Annotated in this window: 20 protein-coding genes and 1 tRNA gene; 7 read left to right on the top strand and 14 right to left on the bottom strand. The window is 55.4% G+C overall.

From position 1 onward, the window contains the following. Position 1: 1 nt before the first annotated feature. From cydC to AC0B60_RS07985, 4 genes are read right to left on the bottom strand one after another with little or no spacing between them, the layout of a single operon-like run. Positions 2-1,615 carry a thiol reductant ABC exporter subunit CydC gene (gene cydC, locus AC0B60_RS08000; protein ID WP_465085233.1) on the bottom strand — a complete coding sequence of 538 codons (1,614 nt, stop codon included), beginning with the start codon at positions 1,613-1,615 and terminating at the stop codon, positions 2-4. Then, positions 1,608-3,278, bottom strand: a complete 1,671-nt coding sequence (gene cydD, locus AC0B60_RS07995) for a thiol reductant ABC exporter subunit CydD (RefSeq protein ID WP_465085232.1) — start codon at positions 3,276-3,278, stop codon at positions 1,608-1,610. Before cydD ends, cydC begins: the two co-directional genes overlap by 8 nt. After that, positions 3,279-4,280, bottom strand: a complete 1,002-nt coding sequence (gene cydB / locus AC0B60_RS07990; RefSeq protein ID WP_465085231.1) for a cytochrome d ubiquinol oxidase subunit II — start codon at positions 4,278-4,280, stop codon at positions 3,279-3,281. Positions 4,281-4,282: 2 nt separating this feature from the next. Further along, positions 4,283-5,713 (bottom strand): cytochrome ubiquinol oxidase subunit I, encoded by a 1,431-nt coding sequence (locus AC0B60_RS07985; protein WP_465085230.1) that lies wholly within the window; start codon positions 5,711-5,713, stop codon positions 4,283-4,285. A gap of 181 nt (positions 5,714-5,894) precedes the next feature. Between AC0B60_RS07985 and AC0B60_RS07980 the strand changes: the two genes are divergently transcribed. The 4 genes from AC0B60_RS07980 to AC0B60_RS07965 all read left to right on the top strand — a co-directional run bounded on the left by AC0B60_RS07980 (position 5,895) and on the right by AC0B60_RS07965 (position 9,023). Beyond that, positions 5,895-6,518, top strand: coding sequence for a class I SAM-dependent methyltransferase (locus tag AC0B60_RS07980; RefSeq protein WP_465085229.1), 624 nt, complete (start codon positions 5,895-5,897; stop codon positions 6,516-6,518). 98 nt (positions 6,519-6,616) lie between these two features. Then, positions 6,617-6,703 (top strand) — tRNA-Leu (locus AC0B60_RS07975). A 288-nt stretch (positions 6,704-6,991) separates the two neighbouring features. After that, positions 6,992-7,756 carry a hypothetical protein gene (locus AC0B60_RS07970; RefSeq protein ID WP_465085228.1) on the top strand — a complete coding sequence of 255 codons (765 nt, stop codon included), beginning with the start codon at positions 6,992-6,994 and terminating at the stop codon, positions 7,754-7,756. Then, the gene (locus tag AC0B60_RS07965) at positions 7,743-9,023 is read left to right on the top strand and encodes a radical SAM family protein (protein WP_465085227.1); all 1,281 of its coding nucleotides are present in this window, start codon (positions 7,743-7,745) and stop codon (positions 9,021-9,023) included. The genes AC0B60_RS07970 and AC0B60_RS07965 overlap by 14 nt, the downstream gene beginning before the upstream one ends. 197 nt (positions 9,024-9,220) lie before the next feature. Here AC0B60_RS07965 and AC0B60_RS07960 read toward each other — a convergent pair whose 3' ends face one another. The 3 genes from AC0B60_RS07960 to AC0B60_RS07950 all read right to left on the bottom strand — a co-directional run bounded on the left by AC0B60_RS07960 (position 9,221) and on the right by AC0B60_RS07950 (position 13,889). Beyond that, the gene (locus AC0B60_RS07960; RefSeq protein WP_465085226.1) at positions 9,221-11,416 is read right to left on the bottom strand and encodes an OsmC domain/YcaO domain-containing protein; all 2,196 of its coding nucleotides are present in this window, start codon (positions 11,414-11,416) and stop codon (positions 9,221-9,223) included. A 129-nt stretch (positions 11,417-11,545) separates the two neighbouring features. Beyond that, complete coding sequence (locus tag AC0B60_RS07955; RefSeq protein ID WP_465085225.1) at positions 11,546-12,418, bottom strand: DMT family transporter; 873 nt, start codon at positions 12,416-12,418, stop codon at positions 11,546-11,548. Between the two features lie 4 nt (positions 12,419-12,422). Further along, the gene (locus AC0B60_RS07950; protein ID WP_465085224.1) at positions 12,423-13,889 is read right to left on the bottom strand and encodes a patatin-like phospholipase family protein; all 1,467 of its coding nucleotides are present in this window, start codon (positions 13,887-13,889) and stop codon (positions 12,423-12,425) included. 37 nt (positions 13,890-13,926) lie between these two features. Between AC0B60_RS07950 and AC0B60_RS07945 the strand changes: the two genes are divergently transcribed. Then, positions 13,927-14,721, top strand: coding sequence for an enoyl-CoA hydratase (locus AC0B60_RS07945; protein ID WP_465085223.1), 795 nt, complete (start codon positions 13,927-13,929; stop codon positions 14,719-14,721). 6 nt (positions 14,722-14,727) lie between these two features. Here AC0B60_RS07945 and AC0B60_RS07940 read toward each other — a convergent pair whose 3' ends face one another. From AC0B60_RS07940 to AC0B60_RS07930, 3 genes are read right to left on the bottom strand one after another with little or no spacing between them, the layout of a single operon-like run. Next, positions 14,728-15,204: a DUF192 domain-containing protein gene (locus AC0B60_RS07940; protein WP_465085222.1), complete on the bottom strand. Its 477-nt coding sequence runs from the start codon at positions 15,202-15,204 to the stop codon at positions 14,728-14,730. Next, positions 15,201-15,962 (bottom strand): ABC transporter permease, encoded by a 762-nt coding sequence (locus tag AC0B60_RS07935; RefSeq protein ID WP_465085221.1) that lies wholly within the window; start codon positions 15,960-15,962, stop codon positions 15,201-15,203. The genes AC0B60_RS07940 and AC0B60_RS07935 overlap by 4 nt, the downstream gene beginning before the upstream one ends. Before the next feature lie 27 nt (positions 15,963-15,989). Beyond that, positions 15,990-16,910 carry an ABC transporter ATP-binding protein gene (locus AC0B60_RS07930; protein ID WP_465085220.1) on the bottom strand — a complete coding sequence of 307 codons (921 nt, stop codon included), beginning with the start codon at positions 16,908-16,910 and terminating at the stop codon, positions 15,990-15,992. Positions 16,911-17,032: 122 nt separating this feature from the next. Between AC0B60_RS07930 and AC0B60_RS07925 the strand changes: the two genes are divergently transcribed. Both AC0B60_RS07925 and AC0B60_RS07920 read left to right on the top strand, forming a co-directional pair. Further along, the gene (locus AC0B60_RS07925; protein ID WP_465085219.1) at positions 17,033-17,515 is read left to right on the top strand and encodes a hypothetical protein; all 483 of its coding nucleotides are present in this window, start codon (positions 17,033-17,035) and stop codon (positions 17,513-17,515) included. An 83-nt stretch (positions 17,516-17,598) separates the two neighbouring features. Then, on the top strand, positions 17,599-17,916 hold the full coding sequence (locus tag AC0B60_RS07920) for a hypothetical protein (protein ID WP_465085218.1): 318 nt from the start codon (positions 17,599-17,601) through the stop codon (positions 17,914-17,916). A 21-nt stretch (positions 17,917-17,937) separates the two neighbouring features. Here AC0B60_RS07920 and AC0B60_RS07915 read toward each other — a convergent pair whose 3' ends face one another. The 4 genes from AC0B60_RS07915 to AC0B60_RS07900 form a co-directional block, all read right to left on the bottom strand. Further along, a complete protein-coding gene (locus AC0B60_RS07915; RefSeq protein ID WP_465085217.1) occupies positions 17,938-18,546 on the bottom strand; it encodes a hypothetical protein in 609 nt (202 codons plus the stop codon). Between the two features lie 163 nt (positions 18,547-18,709). Beyond that, the gene (locus AC0B60_RS07910) at positions 18,710-20,176 is read right to left on the bottom strand and encodes a PhnE/PtxC family ABC transporter permease (protein ID WP_465085216.1); all 1,467 of its coding nucleotides are present in this window, start codon (positions 20,174-20,176) and stop codon (positions 18,710-18,712) included. Between the two features lie 13 nt (positions 20,177-20,189). Beyond that, on the bottom strand, positions 20,190-20,840 hold the full coding sequence (locus tag AC0B60_RS07905) for an ATP-binding cassette domain-containing protein (protein ID WP_465085215.1): 651 nt from the start codon (positions 20,838-20,840) through the stop codon (positions 20,190-20,192). Next, positions 20,840-21,709, bottom strand: a complete 870-nt coding sequence (locus tag AC0B60_RS07900) for a putative selenate ABC transporter substrate-binding protein (RefSeq protein ID WP_465085214.1) — start codon at positions 21,707-21,709, stop codon at positions 20,840-20,842. Before AC0B60_RS07900 ends, AC0B60_RS07905 begins: the two co-directional genes overlap by 1 nt. Positions 21,710-21,869: the final 160 nt, after the last annotated feature.

Genomic DNA, 21,869 nt, shown 5'->3' with positions numbered 1-21,869 from the left:
GCTAGACCAGCCGAATAGTGCGGTCGGAGGCCGGCAAGGCCTCCGGCGCGTGCCCCAGTGACACCACGGTTTTTCCTGCCAACCACTGCTTCATACCCGTCGCAATGTCGTTCCGGGTTTCGACGTCCACTCCAGTGAACGGTTCGTCCAGAATCAATAGCGGCGCTGTGTTCAACAGCACCCGTGCGAGCGCAATACGCCGGGCTTCACCGCCAGACAACTGGCTGCCCATGGAGCCCAGCCAGGTATTCAGCTGTGCCGGTTCGTGGACAAACCGGTCCGCCATCGCTACCAGCTCAAGTACCCGCCAGAGCTCGGTATCGGACGCCTCTGGCTGACCAATCAGCAGGTTGGCTTTCAGAGAGTCATCGAACAGCACGGTTTTTTGCGTCAGGTACGCCAGGGGAGCGCACTGCACGCGCCCAGTTGCCGGTTCCTCCAGCCCGGCAACTACATCCGCAAGTGATGACTTGCCGGCACCGGAGTTGCCAATTATCGAGACCCACTCTCCAGGCGCGACAGTCAGATCAAAATGACTGAGCACGGGGGCATGGTCTCCAAACCGGATGCGAACCCGTTCTAGCTCAAGAGCGTTGCCGATACTTTCCTGCAGCCTGTCGTTCGCTCGTGGGGAGGGCTCCGGTGCACAGTCGCGGTTTAATGCGGCTGCCGAGGCAAGGGTTCCACCCAGGCGTGCAAACGCATCCGGCAGCATCGAATAGACTTCCTGTAAGCCCAGGAGAGCGATTGGCAGCAACACCACCATGGGGCCGGATACTGCGCCGGCCTGGAAGAGCTCCAATCCTATCCACAATGCAAGCACCACCGCCAGGTTGACCATAACCTGCGATAGCCCCAGGTTCCAGCCCGTTCGCGTGTCGGTACGTGCTTCGTTGCGGGTTATCTGGCCGGCCTGTCGCAGGCACAGGGCAGCGTGTTTGCCGATTCGGCCCGCTGCGGTGAGCTCCCCGAAGCCTTCGATGTGTTCGATGACGTCTGTTCTTACCCGTTCACGGGCAGCCGTCTGCTGGTAAACCAAGTGCCGGGTACGCAGGTACACCAGCAGTGTTGCCACCAGAAACGCCGGTACCAGCACCAATGCCAGGCCCACGGCCAACTCCCCCCGATACATCACCCACGCGGCCAGCAGCAATATCATCGTCACCAGAGCTGCGAGCGCCGTGGGAGCGATCAGACGCAGATACAGAGTGTCCAGGGCGTCCACATCATTCGTCAGGCGGGATAGCCATTGCGGGCCCCGCAAGCGGGTTCTCCGGTTACGTCCTGCGATGGAAAGCCGCTTGAACAGCGCCACCCGGATATCGGTCAACAGGCGCAGTACGGTATCGTGGTTGTAAACCCGCTCTGCGTAACGGGCCACCGTTCGAGCTACGGCAAAGAAGCGAATGCCACCCCCTGGCACATACAGGTTGAGGGATGCCTGCACGCCGGCCGCCAGCAGGATTCCGGTGAGCGCCGTGGCAGTAATAAACCAGCCCGACAACGCCAGTAGCCCCATACCCGCGAGCAGGGTGGCCAGTATAAGAACGCCACCGATGACGAGACGACCGGGGCGGCGGAATATCAATGCCACCCAGGGGGCAAGCTCACGCATCTTCAACCCCTCCTTCCGTCACCAGAAGGGTGCGGTTGGCCAGGGTTAACAGCGCCTGGTGGTGGGTGGCGAACACCAGGGTTTTTCCGGCCTGGGCCAATTTGTGGAGAGCCTCAAGAACGTAGATTTCGCTGTCGCTATCCAGCCCCGCTGTGGGCTCGTCCAGCAATATCAGGTTGTAATTGGCCACAAATACGCGAGCCAGGCTCAAACGGCGTGCCTGACCGCCAGACAGTCCCTGGCCGTCCTCGGTAATGGCGCTGTAGATCCCCCGTTCCCGACCCTTTATCAGACTTTCCAGGCCAACGTGATGCAGGGCGGTTTCTATGGCAATGTCGGTAGCGTCCGGAGTGGTCAGGCGCAAGTTGTCGGCCCAGGTACCATGCACCAGAAAAGGAGATTGCCCCATCCAACCAAACGCCTCGTCGCCGGCACGCTCTCCAAACACTGAAATACGACCCCGATCTGGCCGCATGAAACCGGCCAGGAGGTGCAAGAGGGAGGTTTTACCGCCACCAGAAGGGCCGGTGAGGGCGATGACATCGCCCTTGTTGATAACCAGAGAAACGCCGTCCAAGACTGACCTGGAACCATTGTAGGCAAGAGAAATGTTGCGAACGGCCACAATATCGGGAGATTCCGGCTGGTGATGGCGCTCTGCCGGGGAGTGTGGCAGATCAACACCCTGCAGCCGATCCACAATCTCAGAACTGGCGCCCATTGCGGCTGCTCGATCGTGATAATGTTGGGACAACAATCGCAAAGGCTGGAAAAACTCAGGGGCCAGCAACAAAATCAGCAGCCCGGAAAACAACGTCAGGTCGCTGGACGGCCCGAAACTGATGTAACCCAGCAAACCAAAACCTATGTATATGGCGACGACTGCAATGGCCACGGAGGAGAAAAACTCCAACACGGCGGAAGACAGGAATGCAATCTTGAGGGTTTTCATGGTGATTCGGCGGTAATCATCCGAGCGCTTGCGTAGGGTTTCCGCGGCGGGGGCCGTCTGGCCGAACAACTGCAGGGTGGTCAGCCCCCGAACCTTGTCGAGGAACTGGCCAGACAAACGGCCGATGGTCTGGAAGTGCTGCTGGTTGAGCTTTTCGGCGCCCATACCCACCAGCGCCATAAACAACGGTATGAGAGGGGCGGCCAGCAGCAGGAAGACCCCCGCGAGCCAGTCCTGCGAAAACACCACTACCAGAATCATCAGTGGCACCACCACCGCAAGCATCATCTGTGGCAGGAAGCGGGCGAAATACCCGTGCAGGGCGTCGGTGTGATCCAGCCATTCCCGCGCCAGAGTGCCGGCGGAGGTCTGGCCCATCAATACCGGCCCGCTGGCCTGCCAACGGCGATTGATGCTGTGGCGCACCTCGCTACGCACCTCACGGCTGCAGTGCGCTGCATAGCGGGCCTGTAGCCCCTGGGCCACGCCCCTGATCAGAATGGCGGCAATGGCTCCCGTAAACAACAGCGACAGTTCCGCAACCGGCACCTCCTCCACAATACCCTGATGAACAATGCCCGCCAGTAAGGCCATCTGCGTGATAGTGGCAAGGGCTACTACAACCCCGGCCGATACCGTCGCCAGGATCAGTCGCCGGCTATGGGCGGCCAGTCCCCTCAGCCAACGTTTCGACTCAGCCTGCTCAGCCACCTAGTGGTATCCCTCGCCAGCCCGCACCTTGCCCCTGAACACCCAATACGTCCAGGCGGTGTAGACCAGCACAATGGGAATCACGAACAGCAGCCCCAGCAGCAGGAATAACTGGGAACCGTACGCCGAGGAGGCGTCCCAGAGCGTGTATTCTGGCGGCACCACGTAGGGCCAGCGGCTGACGATCAAGCCCAGATAGGTGAAGATGAACAGCCCCAACGTGGAGACAAACGGCATGCCTTCGAACCGGTTCCGAACCGACCGGAAGATCTGAAAGGCGCATAGCAGGGCGAGCACGGGCAATATCCAGATAATGCTCAAATTGGAGAACCAGCGGTCTTTCACCGTCTCATCCACAAACGGCGTCCAGACGCTGATCATGGCGAACACTACCAATACACCCAGCAGCAGCGGAATGGTGATCCGATAAGCCCAGTCCTGCAGGCGACCTTCTGTTTTCATGATCAGCCAGGTGGAACCCAGCAACGCATAACCTGCCATCAAGCCGAAACCGGTTAGTACCGTAAAGGGCGTCAGCCAGTCCAGAGCACCGCCGGTGTAGACCCGGTTGGTAATCTCGAAACCCTGGATATAAGCACCCACCACGGCCCCCTGGGCAAATGAAGCCACCGTAGAACCGCCGGCGAAGGCCCAGTTCCAGAGATAGCGCGAGGTTCTGGCCTTGAAGCGGAACTCAAACGCTACGCCACGAAAGATGAGGCCGGCCAGCAGCAAAAACACACCAATGTACAACGCCGGAAGAATGGTGGAATAAACCAGTGGAAACGCAGCCAACAGGCCGGCTCCGCCAAGCACCAGCCAGGTTTCGTTGCCATCCCAGACCGGTGCCACGGTGTTCATCATGGTGTCCCTGTCTTCTTCCGTCGGTGCGAAGGGGAAGAGAATGCCAATGCCGAGGTCAAACCCATCCATCAGCACATACATAATAATGCCGAAACCGATAATAAACGCCCAGATCAGGGCCAGATCGAACAGTTCCATAATCAGTGGCCTCCCTCGTTCAGCGGTTTGTAGGTTGTGTCGTCCTCAATTTCAAACGGCACATGGGTGGCTGAGAAGGGCCGTTTCGGACGCTCAGCTTCATAGCCTTCCTCCGCGTCGTCGTCTTCCATGCCTACGTACAGTACCCGCATCAAGTAATAGACCCCCGCGCTGAACACCAAAGCATAGACCACGATGTAACCAATCAGTGAGAACAGCGCCATACCGCCGGTCAATGACGGTGTAACCGCCTCGCTCTGGTTCATCAGTCCATACACCAGCCAGGGCGCGCGGCCAATTTCCGTGACAAACCAGCCGGCCAGTACCGCCACAAAGGGTGTCAGGCTCATAAAGCGCAACCCTTGCAGGAACCAGGGGGTTTGCCAGTATCGGCCACCGGCCCGCAATACCAGGCCGGCCAGGCCAAAGAGGATCATCAGCATGCCCAGGCCAACCATCACCCGGAATGACCAGAACACGATTGCGACCGGCGGCTGCTCCTCCACCGCAACTTCGTTCAGCCCGGGCACTTCACCGTCCCACTCGTGGGTCAGGATCAGACTGGCCAGGCTGGGAATGGCTACCTCGAAATGATTGGTCTGGTTTTCCTGATCTGGAATCGCGAACAGCAGCAGCGGCACGTTACGCGAGGTTTCCCAGTTGCCCTCCATCGCCGCTACCTTCATGGGCTGATGTTCCAACGTATTCAGGCCATGGAAATCCCCGATAACCGCCTGGGTGGGGGCAAGGATCAGAATCAGCCACAGGCTCATGGACAACGCACGCCGGTTCGCCTCCACCTCACGTTTGCGGAGCAGATACCAGGCACTGACTCCCGCCACCACGAACGAGCCAGTGAGGAATGAGGCCACCACCATGTGAGAAAGGCGATAAGGGAAGGAGGGATTAAAAATCGCCTCTGCCCATGATGTTACGAAGAAAGTGCCGTCACGGAATTCGGTACCCGCCGGTGTGTGCATCCAGCTGTTGGCGGAGAGAATCCAGAATGATGAAATAAAGGTTCCTGTGGCGACCATAACAGCGGCAAACAGGTGGACCCCGGCGGGAACCTTGTCCCGCCCGAACAGCAGGATGCCGAGAAACGATGCCTCAAGGAAGAAAGCGGTAACCACCTCATAGCTCAACATCGGCCCCAGGAAATTGGCGGACGCCTGGGCAAAATTGCTCCAGTTGGTGCCGAACTGAAACGACATCACAATGCCCGAGACCACACCCATGCCAAACACCACGGCGAACACCTTGGTCCAGAAGGCCGAGAGCTTTACCCACGAAGGGTTGTTGGTTTTGAACGCCAGGCCCTCAAGCACTGCAATGTAGGACGCAAGCCCGATGGTAAACACCGGAAAAATAGCGTGGAAGGACACCACGAATGCAAACTGGATTCGCGACAGAAGGACGGGATCAAGTTCCATGCGGAACCTCCGGACACTACAGTGAACAGAATAAACAAGCTTAACGCCCGCTTGGCCGCTGCCTTGGCTGGATTGTAGTGTTGTTTTACCGGCAGATAGTAGCCATGCTACCTGTAGCACAGGGAAAACCAAGGGACAGAATGTCTCACCCCTTGATTTAAAACAAGTATAGGAAGGCTCCATGGGTTTCTACGACGAGCGAATACTGCCGCACCTGATCGATTACTCCTGTTCTGTTGGTCAGGTAATGAAACTGCGTAGCCAAGTGGTGCCCCAGGCACATGGCACCGTGCTGGAAGTGGGTATGGGCTCGGGCATTAATCTGGAGTTCTACAACCCGGATACCGTTAGCCTCGTCTACGGCCTGGAGCCGTCCGAAGGCATGCGCCGGAAGGCTCAGGCCAACCTGGCCACCTCACCGGTGACCGTCGAATGGCTCGACTTGCCAGGCGAGAAGATTCCACTAGCGGACAACAGCGTAGACACGGTGCTGCTCACCTTCACCCTCTGCACGATACCCGACTGGCGAGCCGCGCTGGACCAGATGAAACGCGTGCTCAAGCCCGACGGCCAACTGCTGTTCCTGGAACACGGTGAATCGCCTGACCAGAGCGTGTGCAAATGGCAACACCGCATCACCCCAGGCTGGAAGAAAATCGCCGGCGGCTGTCACCTTAACCGACCGATTGCGGACCTGATACGGGAAGCGGGATTCGAGATCACCGAGCTGGAAAATCTCTATATGCCAAAGGCCCCGAAATTCGCTGGTTATATCTACAAGGGCAGGGCGCGGAAGCCCTTGTAGCCCGCCTTAAAACACAGCAAACGCAATCCCAATTGCGTTACCGGGCGCGGCCTTATACAATCCTGCCCCTCAAAAGCTCCTCACAACCCCCTCCGAATGCCCGGATGGTGGAATAGGTAGACACAAGAGACTTAAAATCTCTCGGCCGTAAGGCTGTGCCGGTTCGATTCCGGCTCCGGGCACCATATTTGACAACATTCTAGGGCCTTCTCTGTTTTTCTTCCTCGGATCTAATCGTACTATGTAGACGGGCATGTAGGCAGTTTGGCAAGCTGTCGTTTAGGCAGAGCACTCTTTACAGCGATAGTGGTACTGAAGGTCAAAGAGGTTCACCAAATCCTGATCAAGGAGCCCATCAGTCCCTTTTGCCAGTCTATCGCTGTTTTTATACAAGACTTGCGATAGACGATTCTGTGAGCGCTGAAGCACTATTGAATCTAGTTACTTGTAGCATATAAAAAAGGCTTTTGAATATGTCAAAAAATAGATGCGAGTTTTGGCATGATTTCTGGGACGACAGATGGGAAGAGTACCGTGACTTCTTTCAGTTGATAATAGTGCGATACCTAATAATATGGTTTTCAATCGTCCCGGTTGTTGCAGGAATAGTCTCTCAGTTTCCTAGCCCTCTCGTTGTTGAGTTTGCCAATGAGGTGCATGAGATCGAGCTGGTTATGCCTTTTAATTGGCAGCTGCTTTGGCTGTCTTCGTTATTCTTTGTATTTGCTTTGTCTGTTTATAAAATATTTTGTCCAAAGTTTATTCAAGAATATAACAATTTTTCAGATTATAAATCGCTTGGCCATCATCCCCGATGGCTCGTTTGGCAGGCGCACAAGCTTTTTAAAAAAATAGATAACCGTAACAAAGAAAAATTTTTTAAACGACTTTCGGACAAAGGTTACTTAGAAGAAGTAAAAAAGAAAGGTTTGTCAGAGCTGTGTAAGAAGCCAATTGTTGCGCGAAAAGAAACGTTTATGACGTTCAAGGTTGAAGGTAGAGCTTATAGGTTTGGGATGCCAACAAGGAAAGTTGACAATGAAAATGAGCCTGAAAAAGACGTTTTCTATGAGATTTTTGGAAGATATTCTCAAAGCAAAAAATCCGCTCGTGTCATTATAAAGGCTTCTTTGTTATTAAGCTTTGTGTTGTTTTTGGTTGTTCTTTTTCAGCATGTGTGGAATGGTGGCGTATTCGTTTTGGATTGGGTTCAGGGTTTTACTAATGAGGCCATATAAATATTACGCTGGATTAACCAGCCAAGTCGCGTTTTGCGCTACTCCTCTTAGGCTTGATTCATATAATCGATGTCAATTTTCTTGTGAGTATTGTTTTGCCGCGACACGTCAAGGTTACGGTCGCGGGGAAGCTCTTCAGATTAGCAATCCTAAATCTCTAAAAGAAAGATTGGAAAGGGTTTCGAAGGGAATCATACGTTCAGCTCTCGATGAGATGATTGGTAGGAATATTCCTTTTCAACTCGGAGGTATGTCTGACCCGTTTACTAAAATTGAAAAAGAAAAAGGTGTTACCTTAGAGTATCTGAAGATACTAAAAGACTATAACTATCCTGTAATAGTAAGTACTAAAAGTGATCAGGTTATCGGAAAAGATTACTTGGACGTAATCAATGGCTCTAATATTTATATTCGTTTTTCAACGACCATTGTTTCCCCGCACCTAAGAGAGAAGATTGATCGCGGATGCCCGCCATTAGCTGATATTGGCTTTGCCGCTAGCGTCCTTGCTAATGAAAATATCCCGGTTTGCTTTAGGTTTCAGCCTATCATCCCTGGGCACGAGCAAAGTTTTGATGAGGTGTTTGAAGTTGCTAAGAAAGCCAACGTCAAGCACATTTCAGCCGAGTATTTGAAATGTCCGATTGATGCTAATAGAAATTTTGGAAAATCATTGGTAAATGACTTGGGCAAGAATCCAATAGAGTACTACAAGGAATTAGGGGCAGAGAGATATGGTCGAGAATATATGCTGCCTCTTCGTTACCGTGCCCCGTGGTTGATAGAGTTCGCAAATAAAGCTAGAGATAACGGAGTTACGTTTGGGTTTGCAGACAATGATCTGTTGTTACATTCTGATGGTCAATCTTGTTGTTCAGCTTCTGACTTGTACCTCAAAAAGGCTAGTTTTTTCAATGCTAATATAGTTGCTTTAGCGAAATCTAAGCAATATGGTGACCTGATTTATTTTAGCGACTATCTTTCGCGGTGGATTCCTGAGTTGTCGGTCTCAACATATCTTAATTCGACAGCAAGATTAAGGTCATTGAACTTTGAGGAATCTCAATGGTTGCAGTATCTAAGGGAAATGTGGCTTGGTCAATATGGTGTGTTCCGCCCGGATTTTTTTGACGGTCTTGAAAAGACCAAAAAGGTTGATTTGAACGGTCTACCAGTTTACGTAAAACGAAAGTCTGATTTCGTGAATCGCTTAGAAACCAGTGCTGCGAGTTCCGGCTATTTAGAACGTAAAGTTCAGTTGAATTGAGCGCTGATTTCTCAAAGATCAGGTTATTGTATCTAACATACAGTTACTGAAGGCACTCTAAGGTGCCGGTGAGTCCAACTGTCAGAGGTTACCCGAACTCGGAAATGATAGAGCCGAGCAGAGCTGTCACCGCCGTGATGAGGTTGGGCCTCTACCCGATAGCTTCCGTGCCTTTTGGGTATTGTGCCGGTGCAATATTATCCATCTTGTCTCAAACCGTCCTTCATGGCACGCGCCGCATGCAACTTCTTATAGCTATCAACCAACCGCTGATGCTTCTCCAGACCTTCCAGCTTCATGCTTGTGGGTGTCAGGCCATGGAAGCGTACTTCGCCGCTGACTGAGCCAACCACGGCGGCCATGGTGTCTTCGCCAAACATGCGCTGCAGGTTGGGCAGGTAGTCGGGCAGTTCCAGTTCGTCGTCCAGGGTGATTTCCAGAACGGTGTTAACGGCGCGGTAGAACAGGTTGCGTTCCACGGTGTTGTCGTTGAACTGCAGGAACATGTCGACGAATTCCTGGGCTTCTTCGTGCCATTGCAGGGCCAGGCAGATTAGCAGTTTCAGTTCCAGAATGGTGAGCTGGCCCCAATCAGTGTTCTCGTCGAACTCAATGCCAATCAGGCTGATGATAGTCATGTAGTTGTCGAGCTGGCTGGCTTCCAGGCGCTCGGCCAGATCGGCCAGCTGATCATCGCTGAGGGCGTGGAGGTTGAGGATATCCTCGCGGTAGTCCAGCGCCATGTTGGTGTTGTCCCACACCAGATCTTCTACCGGGTAGACCTCGGAATAGCCGGGCACCAGGATGCGGCATACCGGTGCGCCCAGGTCTTCATGGGTCGCCACGTACACTTCTTTACCAAGGTCTTCCAGAATGCCGAACAGGGTGCTGGCCTCTTCTTCGTTGGTGCCGGAGAAGTTCCACTCGCAGAACTCCAGATCGGATTTGGCGCTGAAGAATCGCCAGGACACCACGCCCGTGGAATCGATAAAGTGCTCAACAAAGTTGTTGGGCTCCGTCACCGCCTGGCTGCTAAAGGTGGGCGCCGGTACGTCGTTGAGGTTTTCAAAGCTGCGGCCCTGCAGTAGTTCGGTCAGGCTGCGTTCCAGCGCCACCTCGAAACTCGGATGCGCGCCGAATGAGGCGAACACGCCGCCGTTTCGTGGGTTCATGAGCGTCACGCACATCACCGGGAATCGACCACCCAGGGAGGCGTCTTTCACCAAAACCGGGAAGCCTTGTGCTTCCAGAGCATTGATGCCCTCAACAATGTGCGGGTATTTATCCAACACACCTTGGGGCACGTCTGGCAGCGCCATTTCCTCTTCAATGATCTGTTTCTTGACCGCGCGTTCGAAAATTTCAGACAGGCACTGTACCTGGGCTTCTGGCAGGGTGTTGCCCGCGCTCATGCCGTTGCTGAGGAACAGGTTCTCGATCAGGTTGGAGGGGAAATACACCGTTTCGCCGTCGGATCGGCGTATGAACGGGAGCGACACGATGCCTCGGTCTGTTTTGCCGGAATTGGTGTCGATCAGGTTGGACCCACAGAGCTCGCCCTCGGGGTTGTAGATCGCCAGGCAGTGGTCGTCGAGGATGCCGTCGGGCAGCTCATCGTCGGGCCCCGGCTTGAACCATTTTTCGTTGGGGTAGTGGACGAACTCGCTGTGGGCGATGTCTTCGCCAAAGAACTGGTCGTTGTAGAAGAAGTTGCAGCTCAGGCGTTCGATGAACTCGCCCAGGGCCGAGCACAGCGCGCTTTCCTTGGTGGCGCCCTTGCCGTTGGTGAAGCACATGGGGGAGGCGGAATCGCGGATGTGCAGCGACCATACGTGGGGCACGATGTTGCGCCAGGAGGCGATCTCGATCTTCATTCCCAGGTCGGCCAGTATGTCGCTCATGTTGGCGATGGTCTGTTCCAGCGGCAGGTCCTTACCCTCGATGTAGGTGCTGGTATCGCTTTCCGGCGCCATCAGCAGGGCCTGGGCGTCCTCGTCGAGGTTTTCGACGGTTTCGATCTGGAATTCAGGGCCGGTTTGCACCACTTTTTTCACGGTGCAGCGGTCGATTGAGCGCAGGATGCCCTGGCGGTCCTTGTCGGAGATGTCTTCCGGCAGTTCCACTTCAATTCTGAAAATCTGGTTGTAGCGGTTCTCCGGGTCGACGATGTTGTTCTGCGACAGGCGGATGTTTTCCGTGGGAATGTCCCGCGCCTTGCAGTACACCCGCACAAAGTACGCCGCGCAGAGCGCCGATGACGCCAGGAAATAGTCGAACGGGCTGGGAGCCGAGCCGTCGCCTTTGTAGCGAATGGGCTGGTCCGTGACCACGGTGAAATCGTCAAACTTGGCTTCAAGCCTGAGGTTTTCGAGAAAATTAACTTTGATTTCCATGAACAGCGTACCGGGTTTGCAGAATTGAGCGGGCTTTCAAAAGCCGGATGGCCATTATCCAGTTTTTGCCGCCCTGCGTCTTGGGTGGCTTACAAATCGGCGGGGAATGTCCGTACATCAACGGATGCGTCAGACCGTCCGCCTTCGCCTATACCGTTTTACTTCGATCCAGCCATGGACCACCAGCGCGGAGAAGACAATCGCGCCGCCGATCAGGCTCAGGGTGGTGGGAACCTCGCCCAGGAACAGCCACACCAGGAAAGAGCCAAGTATGGTTTCCAACAACAACATCAGGCTGACTTCTGCAGCTGGTATATAACGCGGACCGATCTGGATGAGCACGCAGGCCACCGGAAGGAAGAAGAGGCAGAGCAGGGCGATGAACAAGGCATCCCGAGGTGAGAGCATCACTGCGCCGCCCGCCAGCGCTGCGGTGCCGGCAACGAGTAGCGCGCCGAACATCAGTACAAGGCTCATATCGCTGTCCGGCTTTGAGCGCGCCACGTTGAGATTCAACGCCAGAGCGGTAGCCGCAACGCCCGCCATGATCAGCCCTAACGGATCACCACGGCCCCATTCTCCCAGGGCCATCAGGCTGGCGCCCGCCACGCAGACGAGGATGACCATCCAGGTTCGCCACGGCAGAGCTTCTTTCCAGACCAGCCAGGCGATGAGCGCGGCGATGACCGGCGAGGTATTGAGAATGACCAGCACGTTGCCAGCCGCGGTGTTTTTCATGCCCATCACAAAACCCAGCTGGCTTAACCCGAAGGCGACAGCGCAAAACACCCCTTTCCAGCCGCATCGACGGATCTCAGCCCCCAGGCGGGCGCGATAGCGGACCGAACTGATCACCAGAAAGCTGAACGCCAGCAACAGGCCGCGCCAGAACAGAAACACCACCGGCTCCACGGAGGTGATTTTCACCAGCAGGGCGTCTGGCACGATGAACAGCACACCCAGTGCGGCAATGCTCAGGCCTTTGAGTCGGGTCGTCTGCAAGCCGCTACTCCGCTGCGTTGTCGGTGGCGGCGCAGGCTTTCTCAAGCCGAGTGATGCAGTCGCTGAACGTTCGGCTGATGCGTGTCTGGTCTCGAATCATGGCCATTCTCGGCCAGGTAGCCTGTTCTCCAAGCCGGATGAACATTTCCAGGTCTTCCTTGTTGGGGTTGGACAATATCTTGCGATACAGCATCGGCTTGAACGGGAACTGTATGTTGATGTCCCCCAGATAGGTCTGCGTGGCCATGGCATGAGCCTGCTCCAGTAAAGGCCGCAGTACCGTTGATGACCAGCTGTTGCGGGTGAGCTGAAGCGTCGTCGCCACTTGAGCATGCATCAGCGATGCGGCAGCCTGTTTGGCAGAGGCGCCCGGGCCGCGCTGGTGGTGATGGCTGATAAAGGGCAACACGTGGGGATTCGCCTGGCTGACAATGGTGCGATTAACGTTGTGCAGCCGCGCCATGCGCATCAGCGGCAGGTCCCCATGAACGCTGCCGTCGATCCAGCGCTCCGTGGGCATATAGGGCTTGCCCCCGTTGTCACCCCTATCCTTGTCCCTGGCCTGGAGTGTTACTGGGGGATAGATGCCAGGCACGGCACAGGATGCCAGAATGGCGGAATCCACCAGTACCTCCGGTGAGGCCAGGTTGTTCAGCAGGCGGGGTTTCTGGCGAGTACGGGTCGGCGAGACAGAGATGTTCAGGGTGCGCCCGCTTCGTTCAGCCGCTTCCTGAAAACTGGTGCGGCCGATGTTGGTGCGAATGTGGTGGAGCAGCTGGAACTGGTCCATGGCATGACGCTTTCGCCAGATACGCTTGGGTTCGAGCCAGCGAAAGGCGTCCAGGTGGATCTCCCCGGGTTCGTTGAAAAAACGTTCGAGCTCGCGATTGTTGCGGGTACAGATGGCGCCAGCCACAATCGCCCCCATACTGGAACCGGCAATCACGTCGGGAAGCAGGCCTTCCTGCCAGAGCGCGCGGGTGACCCCAATATGATAGATACCGAAGGCGGCGCCACCACTCAACATAAGGGCCGGGCGGCCATACACTCGCTCGGCATCCCGGAACAGGCGCAGTTTCTGCTGGTCGGATACGCCTGGCATGGGATTGTCGCAGATGAAGTTCATGGAACGTTCCACTTCATCAAGGAACTCACTGACCAGGACTTTGGTGCCGCTCCAGGCGATGGCGTAAAGGTCAGGGTTGCCAATCTCACCCAAGTGGCGATAAAGGCTTTCCTGCAGTACCCGCGTCAGCGCTCGGGTATCGCCTTTGTCGCGACAGCGTTTCATGGACGTGATGTGGTCACGAATCAGGGCTTCGTGGAGCAGTTCGCAGCCATCCTCTTCCCGCCACGCCAGCGTGCCCTCCAGTTCATCCAGGTTTGTGGCAGTGGCGAGCCAGTGCTTGTAGGAGGAGGCTTCGGTGAGTTGCTTTTCCAGTTCCCGGCGTTGTTTCTTTGTATCTCTCATGGGATAAAGGATACATCAGGAAAACGAAGTAGGGGGCATGATGACCGAGCAAACCGAGGTGTTGGTAAAGAAATACTCCGAAAACGGAATCACCACACTGACGCTGAACCAGCCGGAGCGCCGAAACAGCCTGTCCATGGCCATGCTGGAAGCGCTTTCCGCCGAATTGGAATCTGTTGCGGATGACGTGGACACGCGGGTGGTGGTGATTGCTGCTGCAGGGCAGGTGTTCTGCGCCGGGCACGACTTGCGGGAAATTCGCGGCCAGCTCGACAGCCATGAGCTCCAGCTGAAACTGTTCAACCAATGCAGCAAGGTGATGCAGCAGATTGTGAACCTGCCGAAACCGGTGATTGCCCGTGTGGCTGGCGTGGCGACCGCTGCCGGTTGCCAGCTGGTGGCCAGTTGCGACCTGGCGGTAGCGGCTGATACGGCGCGTTTTGCCACGCCTGGCGTGAACATCGGCCTGTTCTGCTCCACGCCCATGGTGGGGCTGTCCCGAAACGTGTCGCGTAAGCAGGCCATGGAAATGCTGTTAACCGGCGAGATGGTTGGCGCTCTTAAGGCTGAGCAGATCGGGCTGGTGAACCGGGTGGTGGATGAACAGGTCCTTGATGAAACCGTCTACCGCCTGGCCGCCACTATCGCTGAAAAATCCGGCCATACCCTGAAAATCGGCAAGGAGGCGTTTTATCAACAACTGGAGATGGGGCTGGCAGAGGCCTATGACTTTACGTCGGAAGTGATGGCGAAGAACCTACAGGCGGCAGACGCCCACGAAGGTATCTGCGCATTTCTGGACAAACGCAAACCGGAATGGAAAGACGAGTAGGGCGGGTTAACGGCAGTCTGATGGTTTCAGGGAGAGTCGATCTCCCACTCCGATCCTCTGGCTTTCGAAATAGCCCAGATTCATCTCCAGCGCTTGATAGAACGGGACACCGGCTTCATAGGTGGGGCAGTCCCGACCCTGGTCCGACGGGCAGGGCACCATAGGGTGAATGGCGCCGATGATGCCGTCACGGTCCAGATAGGCAATATCCAGCGGAATCAGTGTTCGGTACATCCAGAATCCGTGGTCGGCACGGCGTTGGTTGTTATAGACGAACAGCATGCCGGTGTCTGGCGCTAGCCTCTCCCTGCCCATCAGCCCGCGGCTGCGTTCGGCGGACGTGCGCGCAACTTCCACCGTGATGGGCACCGCCTGCCCGGCGGAGATCAGGCATGCTTTTTCCACCGGCAGGTCGTTATTGTCCGGGAGTGCTGCCAGGCAACCGGAGAAAAGCAGCGCCAGGCAAACCAGCAGAGCTCTCACGAACGCAGCCGGTAGCCGGTCTTGAAGATCCACCACACCGCGACCATGCACGCCGTCAGGAATAGCAGGGTCATACCCACGCTGATACCCACATGCACGTCAGACACGCCGTAGAACGCCCAGCGGAAGCCGCTGATCAGGTACACCACGGGGTTGAACAGGCTGATGGTCTGCCAGATCTCTGGCAGCATTTCGATGGAGTAGAAGGTGCCGCCAAGAAACACCAGCGGCGTCACGATCATCAGCGGAACAATCTGCAGTTTTTCAAACCCATCCGCCCAGATGCCGATGATGAAACCGAACAGACTGAAGGTGATGGAGGTAAGCACCAGGAAGGCAAACATCCAGAAAGGGTGCAGCACGTCGTAGTCCACAAACAGTTTAGCTGTAAGCAATATGATGACGCCGAGTATGACCGACTTGGTGGCGGCGGCACCGACGTAGCCGAGGACGACCTCCATGTAAGAGACCGGCGCGGACAAAAGCTCGTAAATAGTGCCGGAGAACTTCGGCATGTAGATGCCAAACGAGGCGTTGGAGATGCTTTGCATCAGCAACGACAGCATAACAAGGCCAGGAATGATATAAGCCGCGTAACTGACATTATCGATATCGCCCATGCGGCTGCCAATGGCGGAGCCAAACACCACGAAGTACAGCGAGGTGGAAATTACCGGCGAGGCCACGCTCTGCATTAAAGTGCGGCGCATGCGGGCCATTTCAAAGTTGTAGATTGCTCGGACACCGTAAAGGTTCATTGCGTTACTCCCGCATACCGGTTGGTTTTATTCATGCACCAGGCCAACAAAAATCTCTTCCAGGGAGCTTTCCCTGGTCTGAATATCCCGGTATTCGATGCCCAGGTCGCCCAGGGTTCGAAGCAGTCGTGCCACACCCGCCTGCTCCTGTTGGGAGTCGAAGGTGTAGATCAGCTCGTAGCCGTCGTCTGACAGGTCCACCGGTTCCAGCGTCAGTACGCCTGGTATCTGCTCTAGCGGGTTCTGCAGATGCAGGCGAAGCTCTTTCTTTCCCAGCTTGCTCATCAGCCGGGACTTGTCCTCAACCAGGATAATCTCGCCTTGGCGGATAACACCGATTCGGTCGGCCATCTCCTCCGCTTCCTCGATGTAGTGAGTGGTGAGGATGATGGTGACACCGTTTTCCCGCAGCTTTCGTACCATTTCCCACATGTCCCGGCGCAGCTCCACGTCTACGCCGGCGGTGGGCTCGTCGAGGAACAGGATGCGGGGTTCGTGGGACAGCGCTTTGGCAATCATCACGCGACGTTTCATGCCACCAGACAGGGACATGATGCGATTATTGCGCTTGTCCCACAGTGACAGGTCTTTCAGGACTTTTTCGATGTGGTCCGGTGCGGGTGCCTTGCCGAACAGGCCCCGGCTGAAGGAAACAGCGTCCCAGACGGTCTCGAAGGCGTCGGTGTTCAACTCCTGGGGAACCAGGCCAATGCTCTCCCGGGCTTTGCGATAATCCTTCACGATGTCATAGCCGGCAGCGTTCACTTCGCCGTCGGAGAGGTTCACAATGCCACAGATAATGCTGATCAGCGTGGTCTTGCCGGCACCGTTTGGGCCAAGCAGGGCAAAGATCTCTCCCCGCTCGATGTCGAGGTTGATGTCGTTGAGGGCCCTGAAACCATCCGCATAGACTTTGTTGAGGTGCTTGACGGAGATGTCCGGTTGCACTGGCTTATCCTGTTGGTGGTGAATCAAAGCGCAACATTTTCTCATGACCGGTGATGATTTAGAAAGCTTTGCCTTGTCAGCGATTATCCCCATAATGCCCGCTTAATCGTGGAGGAGTGGATGTGTTGAGAGCGCTTGTTGCTATGCTTGCCATTGCCGGTGTCGTCACGCTGGGCATTTTTGGGCCGCATTGGTTGATGTCTGAAGACGCCGCCGAGGCCGATCAGGGCACGGTCGTGTGTGACCTTCTCTATACTACGTGCCAATGGGAACAGCAGGGTAAGAGCTGGCAGGCTCGGTTGAAGAAAAGCGGTATTCAGGCACAGGACACGGAATATCACCTGACGGTAAAGACCGACAGAAATCAGCCCCGGATGCTGGCAGTGCTGCGGGGCGAGTCCATGTACCTGGGGGAGTATCCCGTTCCCATGACCAAGGTGGGGGTCTCACCTGACGGCGGAGGCCAGCTCTGGGAAGCACGATTTACCGCGCCTTTTTGCACCACGGACCCACACATGACTTGGCGGATCGACCTTCAGGCTGGAATGGATCAAGCCTTCGCGATGCCCGTAAAACTGACGTTTGTTGCCAAGGGCCGCGTCTGACGACGGGATGACAGTGTGTCAGGATTGTGTAAAATCAGCAGATCACCACACCGCACCACGACAGATCGTCCAGGGAAGCGCATATGGATTACGGCGATAGCGTACAGAAAGTCCTGCTAAGAAAAATCCAGAAGACGGAACAGGACCTGCTTCAGCTCAAACTGGATTATTGCCGTTTCATCTTTGGGCTAAGCCACCGCACCAGGGTAGTCAGCAATGGTACCAGCTACGTGGTACGTTCCGTGGATGTGGAGTCGATGGAGCGTCTGGAGGACGGGTGCTTTTCCCGGCCAAACGTAGCAGGGAGCCCTGTCGATCACCCGGATACGTCGGATGCAGTGAACCTTGGCGTTGACTGGACACTGGAAGAGCCAGCCACTCGCCCCAAAGCCCGCAGTTGAGAGGGTGTTACTTTTAAAGTGTCAGATAAAGGCGTTCGAAGTAACCGCTGAGTAGAGGCTATGTTCCTGGGGAACGTAGCGATGCCCGCTCCAATATTCCGCACCGCTTACACCACTTCTGAAACAGGCTAACAAGGTCGAGCTACCGGTTATCGTCGATAGCGCCTGGACGGCCTCGGGTTGCCGTATGCCTATTTTGCGGCTGGCCAGTTTGCTGACCAGGTTAAGCAGCGCATCTGAATGCCGTTGCGGTTTTTCACACAGGGCGCAAGCAGCACCATACAACCAGGCGACGGCATATTCCCGAACAGCATGGGGCGCAGTTTCCAGATTAAGCCCATGTTCCCGGCAATCCCTGTCCTGAAGGCTGAGCAGGATATGCAGTTGGGTAATCAGCCCACACTTGTCCGAGGAGGCTGTGGGCGATGGTTGCGGAGCGGCAACGGAGCGCTTCTGGAGAGCCTCTGGCATTGGAGCCTGGGCCGAATGCTGGTTGCCCGCTGTCACCATTGTGACTACGGAGGCCGGCACAAACGGATCGTTTCGGACCAGCGTAAGCATTCGGAAAACCAGTAACAGCAGCAGCGCAATCAGCCCGACTTCGAACAGCATAATAAAGCTGCTAATCATAGGTGTTTCCTCTTGCTCAAATGCTGCTCAGGTCATGGCCGAGCGGTCTACTGGTTGAGAGTGTTACATCCGTTATCCGAAGTGTAACCAAATGTATCTCCGGCACGAAGGGAGGCGGGGCCAAAAGCGGTAGGAATCTACGGAACTGTGACGCGGTAGTCAGCTAGCAGGTGGGCATGGTCTGAAGAGCGAGTTTCCTGCGAATAAAACGGCCCAGTACATCGACACCGATATTCAGCGATGCGGTAATCAGGATTAGTACCATAGCGCGGTCAAACTGGATGTTCTGGATGGCGCTATCAACATAGAAGCCCAGTGTGTAGATGCCCAGGATACCCAGGATCGCGGTTTCCCTCATGATGATTTCCCAGCGGTAGAACAGGAAAGCCAGGAATGAGCGGTATACCCTGGGGACGAGCTCGTAGGTGTAGCGATTGAGACCGCTGGGAGCATCTGGCCGCAACCGTAGGGTGCTAGACTGGCGACCAATGAGATGTCCGATAATGCCGCCGTTGTGCAGCGCCAACGCGACAATGGCGGGCAGCATGGACGGGCCCCACAGTTGCAATAAGATATAGGCCAGAATGTACTCTGGGGTTGAACGCATTATGACAAGGAAGACGTGGCCAGAAGTGCGGCGTACCGGTCCACCGAAATGGGTGGAAATCAACGGGAAAGTGAGTAGCGCAATCAGGCCCGTTGCTACAAGAGCAATCTGCGTAAGTACCACGGTATTGAAGATGCCTGGCAGCGCTTGATTGACAAACATGTCTCCGAACCAAGTGCCCATACCCGACCAGCCTTCTTCGCCGCGCAAAGGCGATGGCACAATATCCTGTGTGAAAAATCGGGCGATATTGCCCCAAACGATAGGCAGCCCTTCACCCAGGAAAAACGGGGCGCCGATCACGTACACGGGCAGCAGCTTAGGCCTGACCCAAAGCGGCATAGTGGCGATCAGGACGTAGAAAAGAATCAGCATGGCGCCGGCATCGGAATAATGGCCCTGGGAAAACGCTGACTCCAGATAGAACCCGAGAGTCGGCAGACCGACAAACCCGAGAATTGCACTGGAGCGTAGGCCGCACTCCAGCCGGTAAGCGGTGTAAGTCCGCAGCTGGACCCAGCAATCGGGAATTCTGGTATAGAGAAAAGCAGCTATCACATGGGTGCGAGGCGGCAGCAAACGACCCGGTTCGGGGTCAGCCTCATCAATGATTTCTGAATACACTTTGGCAAATATACCGGAGTAGGGAATTGCGATTGCCAACACCCCTGTCAGCGGGTGGAAACCGAAGAACTGTAGAAAGATCAGCGCCCAGAAAAGTTCATGGATGGCACGAACGAAGGCGCAGAAAATTCGCACCGGCCAAGCTTGGTAAACAAGGGATAACAGAAACCCGCAGATGCTTCCCAGGGCCACGCCCACGAAAGCAAAGGCAACGGTTCGAAGCAGGGCAGTCGCGAGCCCTTGGGTGCTGAAGAAGTCGGGGGTAAGAACTCCGAGAAAAAACTGGCCCAGGTCTTTCCAGGGATTCGCTGCGGTGATGGCGATATCCGCAAAGACCAGACCTATCAGGGCGATAGCAGTGAAGATCAGGCTGGTTTTTACGGTCGGCGAAGACAGCATAGAGGTTTCTGGGTCAGTAGAGTGGCGCAATATCGGCCGGGGTGAGCTTTGCGCTGGGCTCATCCAGTGCGATTTGTCCGTCCTGGATACCCACGATACGAGTGCAATATGTCAGTGCAAGTTCGACATCGTGGAGTGCAATCACGCTGGTTTGGAAGCGTTTATCCAGTAACTTCATTATCTGATGAGCCATGGGGCCATCCAGTGCTGATACTGGCTCGTCCGCAAGCAGAAGGTCGGAGTTCCTGTAGAGGGCCCTGGCAATCGCAATTCGCTGGCGCTGACCACCCGACAGTGAGGCCGCTGGAATCCATACTTTTTCCGCCATTGCCAGCTCGGACAACAGAGCTTTCACATCGCTGCTGTCCTTTAAAAATGGTCGCATCAACGTGACGATGTTGTACCAGGTGGCATGGGCATCCAGGCGGCCCATATAGACATTATGGAACACCGGTAATGCATTCACCAGGCCAAGGTCCTGGGGAACCAGTGAGGCCAGCCTTTCGACGTGTTGGTACACCAGCCGGATCAACGTGGATTTACCGGCACCGCTACGGCCAACCAGAGCGACCTTTTCGCCTTCCTTTACATTCAGGGAGAGCGGGCCGATAACCCGCTCTCCACCAAATGATGCTGTCAGGCCAGTCAGATCAAATCCTGACATTAATCGATGATTCCGATCTGCTTGCCCACAACCCGGATGGGCTCGTAGGCATCGTTTGAAACCGGAATGAAGCCGCTACGAGGGAAGCTCTCGAGCAGGGCCGGATCATCCATTGCCAGCAGTGCTTTCTGAACGCGCTTCGAGAACCCTTCGCCGAACTGTTCATCGACGTTGCCGCGGATAGTCCACTGGTAGTTGGGGTAGGCCGGCGTTGTCCAGATGACTTTAACGGCGTCGGTATCGATATTGTCGTTCTCCATTTCCTTCTTCCACACTGAATAGTTGATCGCGCCCACGTCGTAGGTGCCCGCCTCAACGAGACGAAGTGTGCGGGTATGGTTGCCACTGAAACCAACACGGCCAAAGACTTCTTCAGGGCTTTCCCCAAAGGCTTCCCGAACGTAGTACTCCGGGATCAGGCGGCCGGATGTGGAGCCCTTGGAACCAAATGTGAAAGTCTTGCCGCGTAGTTCGTCGGACAGGTTCTCCATCTCATCAAGGCCGGTGCTTTTATGAGCAATAAAATGAGAGTTAAACGCCTGGTCTTCCACGCCCTGGGCGATCGCTTGCGAACCGGGGACCAGCTCCCGGGCCTGAACACCGGAAAGCCCGCCAAACCAGGCCAGTTGAACCTGATTGTTACGAAACGCCGAGATTGCTGCAGCGTAGGATTTTACCGGAATATAGCGTACGTCTACGTCCAGCTCTCCAGACAGATAGTCGGCAATACCCTTGAAGCGCTCTACCAATTTGGTTTCGTCTTCATCCGGAATGGCTGTGAACACGAGTGTTTGGGCAGAAACGGTGGCAGAAACAACAAACATCAGGAGACTGCCGGCAGCCAATTTCCGTATAAGATTCAGTAACATTTGAATTTCCTTGTGATTGATCTGTGGTTGAGCGGAATCAGTATGCGAGCAAGAGGCTCGAAACGACCCAGAATACCGTGATTTACCTCAACTCTGAACAGCTATACGATTCCCAGAGCTAAACAGGTTAGGGATATCCATCAAAAATGAAAATCTTTAC

The organism is Marinobacter sp. V34 (assembly GCF_055524115.1).
This window is presented reverse-complemented; position numbering and strand designations above follow the sequence as displayed.

Coding starts and splice junctions, on each gene's coding strand:
- AC0B60_RS07960 (WP_465085226.1), bottom strand. CDS start 11,416: ATGGAAATCAAAGTTAATTTTCTCGAAAACCTCAGGCTTGAAGCCAAG.
- AC0B60_RS07970 (WP_465085228.1), top strand. CDS start 6,992: ATGTCAAAAAATAGATGCGAGTTTTGGCATGATTTCTGGGACGACAGA.
- AC0B60_RS07920 (WP_465085218.1), top strand. CDS start 17,599: ATGGATTACGGCGATAGCGTACAGAAAGTCCTGCTAAGAAAAATCCAG.
- AC0B60_RS07915 (WP_465085217.1), bottom strand. CDS start 18,546: ATGATTAGCAGCTTTATTATGCTGTTCGAAGTCGGGCTGATTGCGCTG.
- AC0B60_RS07935 (WP_465085221.1), bottom strand. CDS start 15,962: ATGAACCTTTACGGTGTCCGAGCAATCTACAACTTTGAAATGGCCCGC.
- AC0B60_RS07945 (WP_465085223.1), top strand. CDS start 13,927: ATGATGACCGAGCAAACCGAGGTGTTGGTAAAGAAATACTCCGAAAAC.
- AC0B60_RS07900 (WP_465085214.1), bottom strand. CDS start 21,709: ATGTTACTGAATCTTATACGGAAATTGGCTGCCGGCAGTCTCCTGATG.
- cydB (WP_465085231.1), bottom strand. CDS start 4,280: ATGGAACTGTTCGATCTGGCCCTGATCTGGGCGTTTATTATCGGTTTC.
- AC0B60_RS07905 (WP_465085215.1), bottom strand. CDS start 20,840: ATGTCAGGATTTGATCTGACTGGCCTGACAGCATCATTTGGTGGAGAG.
- AC0B60_RS07965 (WP_465085227.1), top strand. CDS start 7,743: ATGAGGCCATATAAATATTACGCTGGATTAACCAGCCAAGTCGCGTTT.
- cydC (WP_465085233.1), bottom strand. CDS start 1,615: ATGCGTGAGCTTGCCCCCTGGGTGGCATTGATATTCCGCCGCCCCGGT.
- AC0B60_RS07910 (WP_465085216.1), bottom strand. CDS start 20,176: ATGCTGTCTTCGCCGACCGTAAAAACCAGCCTGATCTTCACTGCTATC.
- AC0B60_RS07980 (WP_465085229.1), top strand. CDS start 5,895: ATGGGTTTCTACGACGAGCGAATACTGCCGCACCTGATCGATTACTCC.
- AC0B60_RS07985 (WP_465085230.1), bottom strand. CDS start 5,713: ATGGAACTTGATCCCGTCCTTCTGTCGCGAATCCAGTTTGCATTCGTG.
- AC0B60_RS07950 (WP_465085224.1), bottom strand. CDS start 13,889: ATGAGAGATACAAAGAAACAACGCCGGGAACTGGAAAAGCAACTCACC.